General features: G+C 72.0%; 14 protein-coding genes and 3 tRNA genes. 6 read left to right on the forward strand and 11 right to left on the reverse strand.

All coding sequences use genetic code 11. The annotated features are described in order from the left end of the window. Positions 1-28: 28 nt before the first annotated feature. Positions 29-1039, forward strand: coding sequence for a glycine betaine ABC transporter substrate-binding protein (locus tag JOD49_RS04520; protein ID WP_205306153.1), 1011 nt, complete (start codon positions 29-31; stop codon positions 1037-1039). 30 nt (positions 1040-1069) lie between these two features. Here JOD49_RS04520 and JOD49_RS04525 read toward each other — a convergent pair whose 3' ends face one another. Continuing rightward, on the reverse strand, positions 1070-2578 hold the full coding sequence (locus tag JOD49_RS04525; RefSeq protein WP_205306154.1) for a dihydrolipoyl dehydrogenase family protein: 1509 nt from the start codon (positions 2576-2578) through the stop codon (positions 1070-1072). Positions 2579-2656: 78 nt separating this feature from the next. Beyond that, positions 2657-3106 carry a MarR family winged helix-turn-helix transcriptional regulator gene (locus JOD49_RS04530; protein WP_205306155.1) on the reverse strand — a complete coding sequence of 150 codons (450 nt, stop codon included), beginning with the start codon at positions 3104-3106 and terminating at the stop codon, positions 2657-2659. A gap of 108 nt (positions 3107-3214) precedes the next feature. Between JOD49_RS04530 and JOD49_RS04535 the strand changes: the two genes are divergently transcribed. Then, positions 3215-3694 carry a nuclear transport factor 2 family protein gene (locus tag JOD49_RS04535; RefSeq protein WP_205306156.1) on the forward strand — a complete coding sequence of 160 codons (480 nt, stop codon included), beginning with the start codon at positions 3215-3217 and terminating at the stop codon, positions 3692-3694. Positions 3695-3735: 41 nt separating this feature from the next. Here JOD49_RS04535 and JOD49_RS04540 read toward each other — a convergent pair whose 3' ends face one another. From JOD49_RS04540 to JOD49_RS04575, 8 genes are all read right to left on the reverse strand, one after another. Continuing rightward, complete coding sequence (locus JOD49_RS04540; RefSeq protein WP_205306157.1) at positions 3736-4314, reverse strand: AAA family ATPase; 579 nt, start codon at positions 4312-4314, stop codon at positions 3736-3738. 122 nt (positions 4315-4436) lie between these two features. Further along, the gene (locus JOD49_RS04545; RefSeq protein WP_205308803.1) at positions 4437-6068 is read right to left on the reverse strand and encodes a monocarboxylic acid transporter; all 1632 of its coding nucleotides are present in this window, start codon (positions 6066-6068) and stop codon (positions 4437-4439) included. A gap of 35 nt (positions 6069-6103) precedes the next feature. Continuing rightward, the gene (locus JOD49_RS04550) at positions 6104-6445 is read right to left on the reverse strand and encodes a DUF485 domain-containing protein (protein ID WP_138825027.1); all 342 of its coding nucleotides are present in this window, start codon (positions 6443-6445) and stop codon (positions 6104-6106) included. A gap of 148 nt (positions 6446-6593) precedes the next feature. Then, positions 6594-7331: a tRNA (guanosine(46)-N7)-methyltransferase TrmB gene (gene trmB, locus JOD49_RS04555; protein ID WP_205306158.1), complete on the reverse strand. Its 738-nt coding sequence runs from the start codon at positions 7329-7331 to the stop codon at positions 6594-6596. Between the two features lie 85 nt (positions 7332-7416). After that, on the reverse strand, positions 7417-8754 hold the full coding sequence (locus JOD49_RS04560; protein ID WP_205306159.1) for a TrpB-like pyridoxal phosphate-dependent enzyme: 1338 nt from the start codon (positions 8752-8754) through the stop codon (positions 7417-7419). Positions 8755-9029: 275 nt separating this feature from the next. Next, a tRNA-Lys gene (locus tag JOD49_RS04565) sits at positions 9030-9105 on the reverse strand. A 78-nt stretch (positions 9106-9183) separates the two neighbouring features. Continuing rightward, positions 9184-9259 (reverse strand) — tRNA-Lys (locus JOD49_RS04570). A 113-nt stretch (positions 9260-9372) separates the two neighbouring features. Next, the gene (locus JOD49_RS04575) at positions 9373-9669 is read right to left on the reverse strand and encodes a GroES family chaperonin (protein ID WP_030150876.1); all 297 of its coding nucleotides are present in this window, start codon (positions 9667-9669) and stop codon (positions 9373-9375) included. Positions 9670-9888: 219 nt separating this feature from the next. Between JOD49_RS04575 and bcp the strand changes: the two genes are divergently transcribed. From bcp to JOD49_RS04595, 4 genes are all read left to right on the forward strand, one after another. Beyond that, positions 9889-10368: a thioredoxin-dependent thiol peroxidase gene (gene bcp / locus JOD49_RS04580; RefSeq protein ID WP_205306160.1), complete on the forward strand. Its 480-nt coding sequence runs from the start codon at positions 9889-9891 to the stop codon at positions 10366-10368. A 61-nt stretch (positions 10369-10429) separates the two neighbouring features. Beyond that, positions 10430-10514, forward strand: a tRNA-Leu gene (locus JOD49_RS04585). A 91-nt stretch (positions 10515-10605) separates the two neighbouring features. Beyond that, a complete protein-coding gene (locus tag JOD49_RS04590) occupies positions 10606-11931 on the forward strand; it encodes a hypothetical protein (RefSeq protein WP_205306161.1) in 1326 nt (441 codons plus the stop codon). An 84-nt stretch (positions 11932-12015) separates the two neighbouring features. Continuing rightward, entirely contained in the window at positions 12016-12612 is a 597-nt protein-coding gene (locus JOD49_RS04595; protein ID WP_307822380.1) for a protein-L-isoaspartate O-methyltransferase family protein, read from the forward strand. 31 nt (positions 12613-12643) lie between these two features. On the opposite strand, the gene JOD49_RS04600 is transcribed toward JOD49_RS04595, so the two are convergent. Beyond that, on the reverse strand, positions 12644-13255 hold the full coding sequence (locus JOD49_RS04600) for a thymidine kinase (RefSeq protein ID WP_307822381.1): 612 nt from the start codon (positions 13253-13255) through the stop codon (positions 12644-12646). Positions 13256-13290 lie beyond the last annotated feature (35 nt).

The raw sequence follows: 13290 nt of genomic DNA on the forward strand, positions 1-13290 counted from the left end.
CCGACGACCCGAGAGGCACCTGACACCCATGTCACGGCGATCCACCACCTTCCGCACCCTGACCGTTTCCGCCCTCCTAGTCGTCGCTCTCGCGGCGTGCGGCGACGCCGGCTCCTCCGGCACCGAGGCGTCCGGCGGATCCACGTCGACCGCGAGCGGGACCGTGTGCGAGCCCGTCGCGGGCAAGGAGCTCGTCGTCCTCGAGGACGACAAGCACCTGCAGACCGTCGACAACATCATCCCGGCCGCCAATGCCGCGGCCGTCGCGAACCAGCCGGCCGTCCTGGAGCTGCTCGACACGGTGTCGGCGGCTCTCACCACCGACAAGCTCATCGCGCTCAACAAGGCCGTCGACGTGGACCGGCAGACGTCCTCGCAGGCCGCGCAGAAGTTCGTCGAGGACGAGGGCCTCGCGGCGACCTCGACCCCGGGGGCCGGCACGTCGCTCGTCGTGGGCGCGGCCAACTTCTCCGAGAGCACGACGCTCGCCGAGATCTACGCGGCGGTCCTGCGCTCGGGCGGCTACGACGTCACGGTGCAGACCGTCGACGCGCGCGAGACGTACCTGCCCGCGCTCGAGTCGGGCCAGCTCAGCGTGTTCCCCGAGTACGTGGGGACGCTGACCGAGTTCCTCAACAAGGAGATCAACGGCCCCGACGCCGAGCCCCTCGCGAGCGGGGACCTCGACACCACGGTGACCGCGCTGCGTGACCTGGGCACCCAGAAGGGCCTGACCTTCGGCGAACCGTCGGCGGCCCAGGACCAGAACGCGTTCGCCGTCACCACGGCCTTCGCCGAGGAGCACGACGTCTCGACCCTCAGCGAGCTGGCCGAGGCCTGCCCCGGCGGCATCACGCTGGGCGCCGGACCGGAGTGCCCCGAGCGCGCGTTCTGCCAGCCGGGGCTCGAGGAGACCTACGGCCTCAACATCACCAACTTCGTGAACCTCGACGTGGGCGGACCGCTGACCAAGTCGGCGCTCCTCCAGGGCGAGATCGTGCTCGGGCTCGTGTTCTCCTCGGACGGCCAGCTCGGCTGACCGAGCAGGCGGCTGCTCGGGACCCTGCGGCTACAGGCCGTAGGTCTCGAGCAGCCGTAGCCAGACCTCGCTGATCGTCGGGTAGGCGGGCACAGCGTGCCACAAGCGTGCAAGCGGCACCTGCCCGACGATCGCGATGGTCGCGGCGTGCAGCATCTCCGCCGCGTCCGGCCCGACGAACGTCGCGCCCACGATCACCTGCCGGTCGGTGTCGACCACGATCTGCGCGGTCCCCTCGTAGCCTTCGGCGACGAGGACGGCCCCCGACACCGAGCCGAGCTTGTACGAGACCGCCTTGACCGCGAGCCCGGCCTTCCTGGCCTCGGCCTCGGTCAGTCCCACCGAGGCGACCTCGGGGCGGGAGAACACGACCTGGGTCTTCGCGGCGTGGTCGGCGGTCGCGGCGTAGCGGCTCCAGGGCTCGGGGGTCTCACCGTCCGCCCCGGCAGCCGCAGCCTCCCCCGGCTTCGCCCTCCCGAACCTCGCCGCGACCACGTCGCCCACGACGCGCCCCTGGTACTTGCCCTGGTGCGTGGTCGCCACGCGGCCCGTCACGTCACCGCACGCGAACAGCCAGCCGCCGTCGACACCCTCGACCTCGAGCTGGTCGTCGACCGCGAGCGCCTTCCCGGGTTCGAGCCCGACGGCGTCGACCCCCAGGTCCGCGGTACGCGGCACCCGCCCGGTCGCGACGAGCACCTGCGCGGCCGCGACCGACCCCTTGCCCTGGGGGCCGTCGTACGCGAGGCGCGCGCCGCCGTCGGGCAGGGACGTCGCTCCCGTGACGCTCACGCCCAGACGCACGTCCACGCCGATCGTCTTCAGGCCCGCCGCGACGGCCTCGCTCGCGAAGGGCTCCGAGCGACCGAGCAGTCGTCCGCGCGAGAGCAGCGTGACCTGCGAGCCCAGGTCGCGGAACGCCGTCGCCATCTCGACGCCCACGACTCCCCCGCCCAGGATCACGATCGAGGTCGGGACGTCCTGGACGCTCGTGGCCTCGCGGCTGCTCCACGGGTCGATCTCGGCCAGGCCCGGGGTGTCGGGCAGGACGGGCACGCTGCCCGTCGCGACGATCACGGCGTGCCGGGCGGCGAGCAGGCGGGTCTCGGGGAGGTCGTCGACGTCGGCGTCGGGGTCCTCGGGGCTGACCTCGACGAGCCGTGGCCCGACCAGCCGGCCGAGCCCGCGCACGAGCGAGATCCCGGCGCCGTCGAGCCACTGGACCTGCCCCGCGTCGTCCCAGTGCGAGACCATCTCGTCGCGCCGCGCCAGGATCGGTGCGGGGTCGAGCACGGGGCTCGCCTCGACCCCGGGGACCGCGCGCGCGGCCGCGAGGGCCGCGCCGGGGCGCAGCAGCGCCTTGGACGGCATGCACGCCCAGTAGGAGCACTCGCCGCCGACGAGCTCGGCCTCGACCACGGCGACGCTCAGCCCGGTGCGGCTCGCGCGGTCGGCGGCGTTCTCGCCGACGGGCCCACCACCGATCACGATCACGTCGTAGGTCTCGTCCGGGGTCTTGGTCTGCGGGTCGGCGCTCATGCCTCCCATCGTGACCCGGGGACGGCGCGGCTGCCTGCCGGGGCGCACGGGCGGGTGCCCCGGTAGGAGCGCGCCCTCCTAGCGGCGCGCGTCGCTCCCGGTGACCAGCGCACGCAGCAGAGCGACCAGCGCGTCGCGGTCCTCGTCCGGCAGCGCCGAGAGGAGCACGTCCTGCGCGTCGCCGAGCACGGCGCTGAGCTCGTCGAGCCGTCGCACCCCCCGGGGGGTCAGCGTGACGATGTTGCGACGCCGGTCGGACGGGTCGGGTCGGCGCTCGACGTCGCCGTCGGCCACCAGCCTGTCGAGCAGGGCGACCAGGTCGCTCCGGTCGATCCCGCACCGGCGCCCGAGCGCGGCCTGGCTCGCCGGGCCGAACTCCTCCAGGGCGGCGAGCACGGCGTAGTGGGACCGGTGCGCCCCCACGGCCGCGAGGTGCTCCGAGACGACGCGGGACGCCTCGAGCGCCGCCTGGGCGAGCAGCCAGCTGGGCAGTGCACGGAGGCGTTCGGGGGCGGTCTGGGTCTGCATCCCCCGATCCTACGCTTCGTTGGCGTTACCCATTGTGGGCACGACCAACGATGGGTAACGTGGGCGTCTCCAACGATTCGCCGTGGTACCCGACCCTCGGAGGCCGTCATGCCCGACCACGACCACGCCCACCTTCCTGCCACGCACCAGGACGCCCTGCGCGACCTGCTCGACCGGGAGGAGATCACCCGCCTCGTCTCCCGGCTCACGGCCGCCCTCGACGAGGGCGACACCGAACGGCTCCGCGACCTGCTCACCGCGGACGGACGAGCCAGCACCCCCGGTGGCACCGCGCAGGGGATCGACGCCGTCGTCGCCCAGGCCGCGCGCAACCATCGGCCGGAGGACGGCGTCCAGCACCTCGTCGGCAACGTCCTGGTCGATCTCGCGCACGACCACGCAGACGTCCGGGCGAACGTGGTCGCCACGTTCGCCCGGCGCGAGCCGCAGGCGGACAGGCCCGTCACCCTCGGAGCGGTCTACCGGCTCAGGGCGCGCAGGACCGGCACCGGTTGGCGACTGACGCACATCACGACGGACCCGATCTGGACCTCGACCACACCCGTCACGCGCGTCGGGTCGGCCTAGCGGGACCTCGCGCGGTCGCCCGCCGCGGGGTGGCGCCCGCCTCAGGTCGCGTCGTCGACGCGGGCCTCGTCGAGACGGTCGAGGATCTGGGCGACCGTCTCCGCGACGGTCCACCCGGTCGTGTCGAGGTGCAGCCCGCCCGGGGTCTCGCGCGCGTACGCGGCGAACTCGTCCGGGGTCCACGCGCCGTAGGCCCGCTTGTGCCGGGCGGCGTCACGCGCCGCGAGGGCCGCGGCGTCGGGCACCAGCACGACGGCGTAGCGTGGGCGGGTGCGCAGGCTCGCCGTGAAGCGGGCCAGGTCGGGCCCCAGCAGGATGTCCTGGACCACGGCCGTGATCCCCGCGGCCGCGTAGGTGTCGGCGACCTGGGCGGCGAGCGAGTGCCGCAGGTCGAGCTGGGCGCGGGCCGGCACCGAGAGCGGCGGGTCCATCGACGCCTGCCCGCTCACGACGAAGCGGCGGAACATGTCACCCCGCACGTGGGCCGCGAGGGGGAAGGACCGGGCCAGGGCCTCGGCGACCGTCGACTTGCCGGAGGCCATGGCCCCGGTGACGACGAGGACGGGAGCCGGCTCGCCGACGCGAGCGCCGCCGTCGGGCAGGGAGGTCTCAGGAGGCATGCCCGGACCCTAGGACGGAGGGCGGACCGGACGCGAGCGAATTGTGGGTACTCGCCGGGTGCGCGGCTCGGGCCGTCGTGGACGCCCACGACGACCCGAGCCACACCCTCGGCACGCGCGATCTAGTGGACGACCGCCTTCTCGGAGCCCGCTCCCGTCAAGGACCGAACCTCCATCTCGGCGAACTTCTCCGGGTGCGACGTCTCCTTGCTCAGGAACGTCCCCAGGACTCCCAGGAGGAACGCGAGCGGGATCGAGATCAGGCCCGGGTTCTCGAGCGGGATGATCGCGAAGTCGATGCTCGTGTCCTTGATCATCGACAGGCTCGCGCCCGTGACCGGGTCCACCTTGCCCGAGACGACGGGCGAGAACGCGATGAGCACCAGGCACGAGACCAGGCCCCCGTACATGCTCCACAGCGCGCCCGACGTGTTGAACCGCTTCCAGAACAGGGAGTAGATGATGGTCGGCAGGTTCGCGCTCGCCGCGACCGCGAAGGCCAGCGCCACGAGGAACGCGATGTTCTGGCCCTGCGCGAAGATGCCTCCCACGATCGCGAGGACGCCGATCACGAGCACCGTGAGGCGCGCGACCTTGACCTCGCCGTCGGGCTTGACCTCGCCCTTCTTGATGACGTTGGCGTAGATGTCGTGTGCGAAGCTCGTCGCGGCCGTGATCGTCAGACCCGCGACGACCGCGAGGATCGTCGCGAACGCGACCGCCGAGATGATGCCCAGCAGGATCTCGCCGCCCAGCTCGTAGGCGAGCAGGAGTGCCGCGGAGTTCACGCCGCCGGGGGCCGACGAGATCGCCTCGGGACCCACGAGCGCGCCCGCGCCGTAGCCCAGCACGAGCGTGAACAGGTAGAAGATGCCGATGAGCCAGATCGCCCACACCACGCTGCGACGGGCCTCCTTGCCCGTCGGCACCGTGTAGAAGCGGGTCAGGACGTGCGGCAGGCCCGCGGTGCCGAGGACCAGGGCCAGCGCGAGCGACAGGAAGTTGAGCTGCGACATGGGCGTCGCCCCGTACTGCTTGCCCGGCTCGATGAGCGCCTCCCCGCCCGGGCCTGCCTTGTCGATCGCACCCTGGAACAGGTCCGACAGGTTGAAGCCGAACTTCGCGAGCACCCAGAACGTCATGATCCCGGCGCCCGCGATGAGCAGGACCGCCTTGATGATCTGCACCCACGTGGTGCCCTTCATGCCGCCGATCATCACGTACGCGATCATCAGGATCCCCACGATCGCGATGACGACGGACTGCCCCGCGGTCGACGAGATGCCGAGCAGCAGCGCGACCAGGCCGCCCGCCCCCGCCATCTGGGCCAGCAGGTAGAAGAACACGACCATGAGCGTCGCGAGCGCCGCCGCCATGCGCACCGGGCGCTGACGCAGGCGGAAGCTCAGGACGTCGGCCATGGTGAACTTGCCCGTGTTGCGCAACAGCTCGGCCACGAGCAGCAGCGCCACGAGCCACGCCACGAGGAAGCCGATCGAGTACAGGAACCCGTCGTAGCCGTTGATCGCGATGGCCCCGCAGATGCCCAGGAAGCTCGCGGCCGACAGGTAGTCGCCCGCGATCGCCGTCCCGTTCTGCGGGCCCGTGAAGTTACGCCCGCCCGCGTAGAAGTCCGCGGCGGACCGGTTCTGCTTCGAGGCCCGCAGCACGATCACCAAGGTCACCGCGACGAAGGCCGCGAAGATCCCGATGTTGATCCACGGGTTGCCGACGTCGGACGCCTCCGCGGCCAGGATCGCGACGGGCGGCTCCGCCCCCACGGCCCCGCTCACTGGTCCTCCCCCTCGATCTGGCGGCGCATGTCGTCGGCGACCGGGTCGAACCGCTTGTTCGCCCAGCGTGCGTAGATCATGGTGATCGCGAACGTCGAGACGAACTGGCCCAGCCCGAACAGCAGCCCGACCGTGATGTTGCCCGACACCCTGATGCTCATGAAGTCGTGCGCGTAGTCCGCGAGCAGGACGTACACCAGGTACCAGACCAGGAACAGGGCCGTGACGGGGAAGACGAACAGACGGAACCTGCGGCGCAGGTCCTGGAACTCGGGAGAACGTTGGACCCGCTGGTAGTCGGTCTCCGCGACGGGATCGTCCGTCGAGATGTCGGTCATGATGCCTCCGTTGGCTCATGCGTGCGGCACGCGGCGTTGCGTGCCTCGGGCGGCTTTTTCACCCGCTCCGCCAATGTGCCGTACATCACTCTTGTCGCCAAACACCCGATCCGGGCGTGTCGGCGACGGAGGCTCCGGGCGTCCCCGCTCAGACCCGGCGGAACTCCAGGTCGGTGATGACCCGGCCGGCCGCGTGGCCCTTGTTCTCGAAGCTCGTGAGCACGCGTCCCTCGAAGCGCGGCGCGACCGCACCGACCCCGTGGACGTTCTCGAACGACGGGTTCGCGCCGACGACCTCCAGCATCCGGTCCGCGTACTCGGCCCAGTCGGTCGCGAGCCGCCACGTCCCCCCGGGGCGGATCGCGCGCGCCGCGAGCCCCGCGAGCTCGGGCGTCACGAGGCGACGCTTGTGGTGGCGGGCCTTGTGCCACGGGTCGGGGAAGAAGACCCAGAGCTCGTCGACCGAGCCCGCGGGCAGGGTCGTCGTGAGCACCTCGGCCGCGTTCGCCTGCAGCAGGCGCAGATTCGTCAACCCCCGCTGCGTCGCCCGCAGCACCGTCTGCGCGAGGCCCGGCGTGTAGACCTCGACGGCCAGGAAGTCGCGCTCCGGGGTGGTCTCGGCGGCGTGGACCACGGCCTCCCCCAGGCCCGACCCGACCTCCACCACGACCGGAGCCGTCCGCCCGAACGTCGCTGCGACGTCGAGCACGAAGGACGGGTCGACGGACGTGCGCGCGATCGACCGGGGGACGTCCAGGACGAACCGGTCGGCGTGGTCGTCCCACGCGCGCTGCTGGCGGGTGTTGAGGCGGCCGCTGCGGCGGACGAAGGACACGATGTCGGTACGGAAGCCCTGCTCGCGGGCCTCGGAGAGGGTCTCGGGCACGCGACCAGTCTAGGCGGGCCGTCGGGGTGTCCCCGGGGCGCGCGGCGACTCGCCGCGTCCCGGGTCCGCCCCGACGGCCGGACCGTCACACGTACTGCGCGTACGCCGGCAGGTCGAGCTGACCGTTGCCCGACAGGCCGATGACGACGACCTCGGGCTCGGTGAGCGTGCGCGCGTACGCGATGGCGGCAGCCACCGCGTGCGTCGACTCGGGCGCCGGGAGGATGCCCTCCGAGCGGGCGAACTCGAGCCCCGCCCGGAACGCCTCGTCCTGGTCGATCGCGATCGCGTCCATGAGCCCCAGGTTCACGGCGTGCGAGACCATGGGCGACATGCCGTGGTAGCGCAGACCGCCCGCGTGGATGGCCGGCGGCACGAAGTCCTTGCCCAGCGTGTGCATCTTGAGCAGCGGCGTGAGCCCCGCGACGTCGCCGTGGTCGTAGCGGTACTCGCCCCGCGTGAGCGACGGGCACGCCGAGGGCTCGCACGCGACGAGCCGCGTCGTCGTGCCCTCGCGCAGGTTGCGCCCCAGGAACGGGAACGTGAGCCCCGCGAGGTTGGACCCTCCGCCCGCGCACCCGAACACGACGTCGGCGACCGGCTCCCCCGCCTCCTCGAGCTGGACCAGTGCCTCCTGACCGATGACCGTCTGGTGCAGCATCACGTGGTTGAGCACGCTGCCCAGCGAGTAGTGCGCCTGCGGGTCCTGCGCCGCGACCTCGACGGCCTCGCTGATCGCCATGCCGAGCGAGCCCGTGGTGTCCGGGTCGCTCGCGAGGATCGCACGGCCCGACGCCGTCAGCTCCGAGGGCGACGAGTGGCACACGCCCCCGTAGGCCTCCATCTGGAAGCGGCGGTACGGCTTCGAGTCGTACGACGCCCGCACCTGCCACACCTCGCACGTGAGCCCCAGCAGGGCTGCGGCCATCGACAGCGAGGCCCCCCACTGCCCCGCGCCGGTCTCGGTCGTGAGCCGCGTCGTGCCCTCCATCGCGTTGTAGTACGCCTGCGCGATCGCCGTGTTGGGCTTGTGCGACCCGACCGGGCTCACGCCCTCGTACTTGTAGTAGATCCGGGCGGGCGTGCCGAGCGCGCGCTCGAGGCGGTGCGCGCGGATGAGCGGCGCGGGCCTCCACATCGCGTAGATCTCACGGATCGTCTGCGGGATCTCGATGTAGCGCTCGGTGCTGACCTCCTGCTCGATCAGCGCCAGGGGGAACAGCGGCGCCAGGTCCGCGGGCACGAGCGGCTCGAGCGTGCCCGGGTGCAGGTGCGGCGGCACGGGCTCGGGCAGGTCCGCGTTGAGGTTGTACCAGTGCGTCGGGACGGTGGAGGGGACCTCGACGCCGAGCGGCTCGAGCGAGCGAGCGGTCGGGGCGGCCGGCGCCGAGGGCGCCGAGGTGGGGAGGGGGGACGTCGACAAGGAACTCTCTCCTTCGTGGATGGGCACGTGCGGGGGCACGTTCCGGGCGATCCACTCCGGGAGACCTGCTGGACCGCCCGTCGTCGGGCTCGGTCAGCACGCCACAGCGTCCGACCGTCAGCGGTCGGGCCACCAGGTGTGTGCGGTGAGCAGGTTCACGGGCAGACCATAGCCCGCGGGGCGCCGAGTTGTGAAGCGCGTCTCACGGAGAGGCCGTGCACCGGGGACGACGAAGGCCCCTCCCCCGCGTCTCCGCAGGTGAGGGGCCTTCGTGGTGGTGCGCCATCATGGACTCGAACCATGAACCCGCTGATTAAGAGTCAGCTGCTCTGCCAATTGAGCTAATGGCGCGTGGTGGTGCTGGTCGTGCGGTGCTGCGTGCCCGCCGCTGCGGACGTCACGACGGCCCCGTCCCCGGGGCCGTGATCGTGGTGCGCCATCATGGACTCGAACCATGAACCCGCTGATTAAGAGTCAGCTGCTCTGCCAATTGAGCTAATGGCGCGCGAGAAGAAACACTACTGAACCGGCCCCCTGGAGACAAATCAGGGGGCCTCGCGAGGCTGTGACCTGCACGACAACCGGCTGCGCGGGCCCCCGCCCGGGTGCCCGCGCCCGCTACAGGTACAGCCCGGTCTTGCCGCTCGTCTCCTCGGGCTGGGACACCGCGCTGACGTCCTTCTCGCGCAGCAGCACGAAGCTCTTGCCGTTCAGCTCGACCTCGGCCCGCTCCTCGGGGTCGAACAGCACGCGGTCGCCCCGGCTCACGTGCCGCACGTTCTCGCCCGTCGCCACGACCTGGGCCCACGCGAGCCGCTTGGGCCCGACGGCCGTCGCGGGGATCACGAGCCCCGCCGACGACTGCCGCTCGGACGAGTCGACCTCGGGAAGGACCAGGAGGCGGTCGTGCAGCATGCGCAGCGGCAGCCGCTCGGGCTCGCTGCCCGACGACGTCGCACGCGTCGCGGAGGTCTTCTTCCGGGAGGTCGTGGCCGGGGTGGCGGCCTGCTCGGGCCGTGCGTCCGGCTCGGGTGCGGGGGCGTCGTTCGGAGTGGGGGTCGTCATGCTCACGGTCCCACGCTACCGGTGTCCTCTAGGCTCGGTGTGAACCGCGAACGCACCACGAGGAGTCCCATGACCACGCGCCTTGCCGTCGGAGACGACGCCCCCGACTTCACCCTCCCGACCGCCGACGGCGGCTCCGTGACCCTGTCCGAGCTGCGTGGCAGCTCGGTCATCGTCTACTTCTACCCGGCGGCCTCGACCCCCGGCTGCACCAAGGAGGCGTGCGACTTCCGCGACTCTCTCGCGTCGCTCCAGGGCGCGGGCTACAAGGTCGTCGGGATCTCGCCCGACGCGCTGCCCAAGCTCGTGAAGTTCGCCGAGGAGGAGGCGCTGACGTTCCCGCTCGCGTCCGACGAGTCCAAGGAGACGCTCGAGGCGTACGGGGCGTGGGGCGAGAAGAAGCTCTACGGCAAGACCGTGACGGGCGTGATCCGCTCGACCGTCGTCGTCGACCCCGACGGCAAGGTCGCGCTCGCGCAGTACAACGTCAAGGCGACCGGTCACGTGGCCAAGCTCCGCCGTGACCTCGGGATCGACCCCACGAAGTAGGTCGCCCGGCCTGCGAGCCGACGACCGACCCACGCCTCGCGCGCCCGTAGACTGTGCGGGCGCGCGAGTGGCGTAATTGGCAGCCGCGCCAGGTTTAGGTCCTGGTGTCTTCGGACGTGCGGGTTCGAGTCCCGCCTCGCGCACCACGGTCGGTGTGCTGCGGAACCCTCGGCGAGCCGCCTGAAACGGGCTGGTGTCGCTCGACCCCGGACCGGGCTTCGTACGCAAGGGGAGACGATGATGCACGATCATGAGTCCGTCGTGCCGGTGTGGACCCTGACGACCGGCGAGGCACGTCTGCCCTCGGTGCCCCTCGAAGGGGCGATGACGGCAGAGCGACTTGCGGAGCTGCGGGGCGTTCTGGCGACCTTGGCCGACCAGCCGATCACCACCCTCGAACAGCACCCGCTGCCGCACCAGCTCGACCGGAGCCGGGGCCTCGCCCTGGACGCGGCGAGCCCCCTGGCTCAGCACCTGTCGCAGCTCGTCACACAGACAGCCCGCACCTCGTCGACGGTGACCACGGCACCGGCCACCGGCGAGGCCCTGTACCGCATGGTGGTGCCCGCGAAGGTCGCCGCCCAGTTCGGTCAAGGTCTCGTTCGCCCGATGAAGGCCGCCACGGGTGGCATCCACAGCGCCCTCTTGGGCGCGTCGGGGATCAAGGCCAACGCGTCGTTCATCCCTGTCGGCGGTGCGGCCACCGCGGGCGCCGTGGGTGGGGCCGGCGCGACAGCCGGCGTGGCGGTCGGTGGTAGCGCCGCGCTCACCGTGGCCGCACCGCTCGTACTCATGGCCGTCGCGGTGGGGTTCAGCGCGTACGCCGACCACAAGCGCCAGGAGTCCATCGAGCACATCACCAAGCTGCTGGAGAGCCTGCACGAGCAGACGCTCGACGACGAGCGCAACGAGCTCGACGGGTGCCGCGACGCCATCGACAAGGCGACCGCCATCCTGCTGGACCAGGGCACGCTCGGCGTCTCGCTCGGGCTCGACTCGGCGGTGCACGCGATCGGCAAGGCGCTCGCCGCGGCCGACCGACGACTCGACCGGTGGCGGGGCGCACTCGACGCGCTGCCGGAAGGCAAGGGCATCGACGTCGGCACACTGTCCAAGTCGTTCCCCGGCATCTCCGAGGACGGAGGCACCTTCCGTGCCCACCTCGAGCTCGCCGCACTAGCCATCGCGCTGAAGCAGCGGGTGATCGTCCTGCAGGCCGTGGAGCACGCCCAGCTGGACCAGGGGAACCTGTTCGAGAACTTCGCACGAGCTCTGAAGGGCGACGGGCAGCGGCTCGAACGGCTCGAATCGGGGATCGCGGGCGTCCTGGTTCGTCTCTCGGCGCTCGAGCTGGCGCGACCGCACGGCCTCCGGGCTCCCGTCTTCACCGCCCCTGAGGTCGATCGACTGTTGCGTGCCGCGCACCGGATACGTGCACTGGGGGACGGCGTCGATGTCGGCGGCCGGACGACCGACGTGGCGATCGAGATCGCCCGGGAGAAGGACGGCTCCGTGGTCGTCTTTCCCGCCGCGCCCGCGCAGGTCGCGCCCCTCGGCGCCTGAGGCGTCCTGCCGTGGCCGCGTCCGACGTTCGGCCACGCGGCTCCCCGGTTACCCTGGAAAGTGGTCCCGAGGAGGCGATCCCCAGTGCCGAACGGTCGGAGAACCCAGGCCATCTACGCGCACGAGGTCTCGGCGGCGATGTCGGCGATCGACCGGCGGCGCTTCCTGCCGCGCAACCAGCGCCCGTACGCCCGTGACGACCGGCCGCTGCCGATCGGTCACGGCCAGACGAACTCCCAGCCCCGGACGGTCGCCGACACGCTGCGCCTGCTCCAGGTGCCACGGGGCGCGCGCGTCCTGGACGTGGGGTCCGGCTCGGGCTGGACGACGGCGCTGCTCGCCCACCTGGTCGGGTCGAGCGGGAGCGTCGTGGGGGTCGAGATCGACCCGGACCTCGCGGAGTGGGGGGCGGCGAACCTCGCGACCTACCCCCTGTCGTGGGCGCGGATCGAGGTCGCCGAGCCGGGAGTGCTCGGGCGCCCGACCATGGGCGGCTACGACCGCATCCTCGTCTCCGCGGCGGCGCAGGTGCTCCCGCAGACCCTGGTCGACCAGCTCGCGATCGGTGGGCGCCTCGTCATCCCGGTCCAGCACGTCCTGGTCCTCGTGGAGCAGCACCTCACGGGCACCGTCACGAGCAGGCACGGGACCTACAGCTTCGTGCCGCTCGTCGGGTCGTGACGCGGCCGGCACCCCATGCGGTCGCCACGGGTCAGGACGTCGACGCACCCTCGCGCCAGCGTGCGGCCGAGAAGTGGACCCGGCACCGCGCCTGGTAGGACTCGACGCCCCCGACGTGCTCGGCCCCCGCCGTGAGGGCGTCGCCACGTCCGTCGTCGCCACGTCCGACCACGACGCGCTCGTGGAAGGGGGCGTCCTCGCCGCAGACCGTGCAGACGGCCGTGAGGCGGTCGGACCGCTCGGCCAGCGCGCCGAGCGCCGGGATCGGCTCGAAGGGTCGTCCGTCGAACGTCACGTCGAGCCCCGCGACGATCATCACGAGGCCGCTGTCCGCGGCGCGCTGGACGACGTCGAGGAGGTCGGGACCGAAGAACTGCGCCTCGTCGACCGCGACGAGCTCGACCGCGGGGTCGATCAGGTCGAGGATCTCCGCGGCGGACGTCGCCGCGCGCGAGGGGAGGTCGAGGCCCGAGTGCGAGCTCACGACGCCCTCGCCACGCCGGTCGTCGAGCGCGTGGTGCACGACCTCGACGCGGCGACCAGCGATCTGCGCCCGGCGCACGCGCCGCAGCAGCTCCTCGGTCTTGCCCGCGAACATGGGCCCGCTGATGACCTCGACCCGTCCCCGCCGCACGTCGTCCACGCAGCCAGTAGACCATGTCGCGGCCCCGGGAGCGG

The organism is Oerskovia jenensis (genome assembly GCF_016907235.1).
Taxonomy (GTDB): Bacteria; Actinomycetota; Actinomycetes; order Actinomycetales; family Cellulomonadaceae; genus Oerskovia; species Oerskovia jenensis.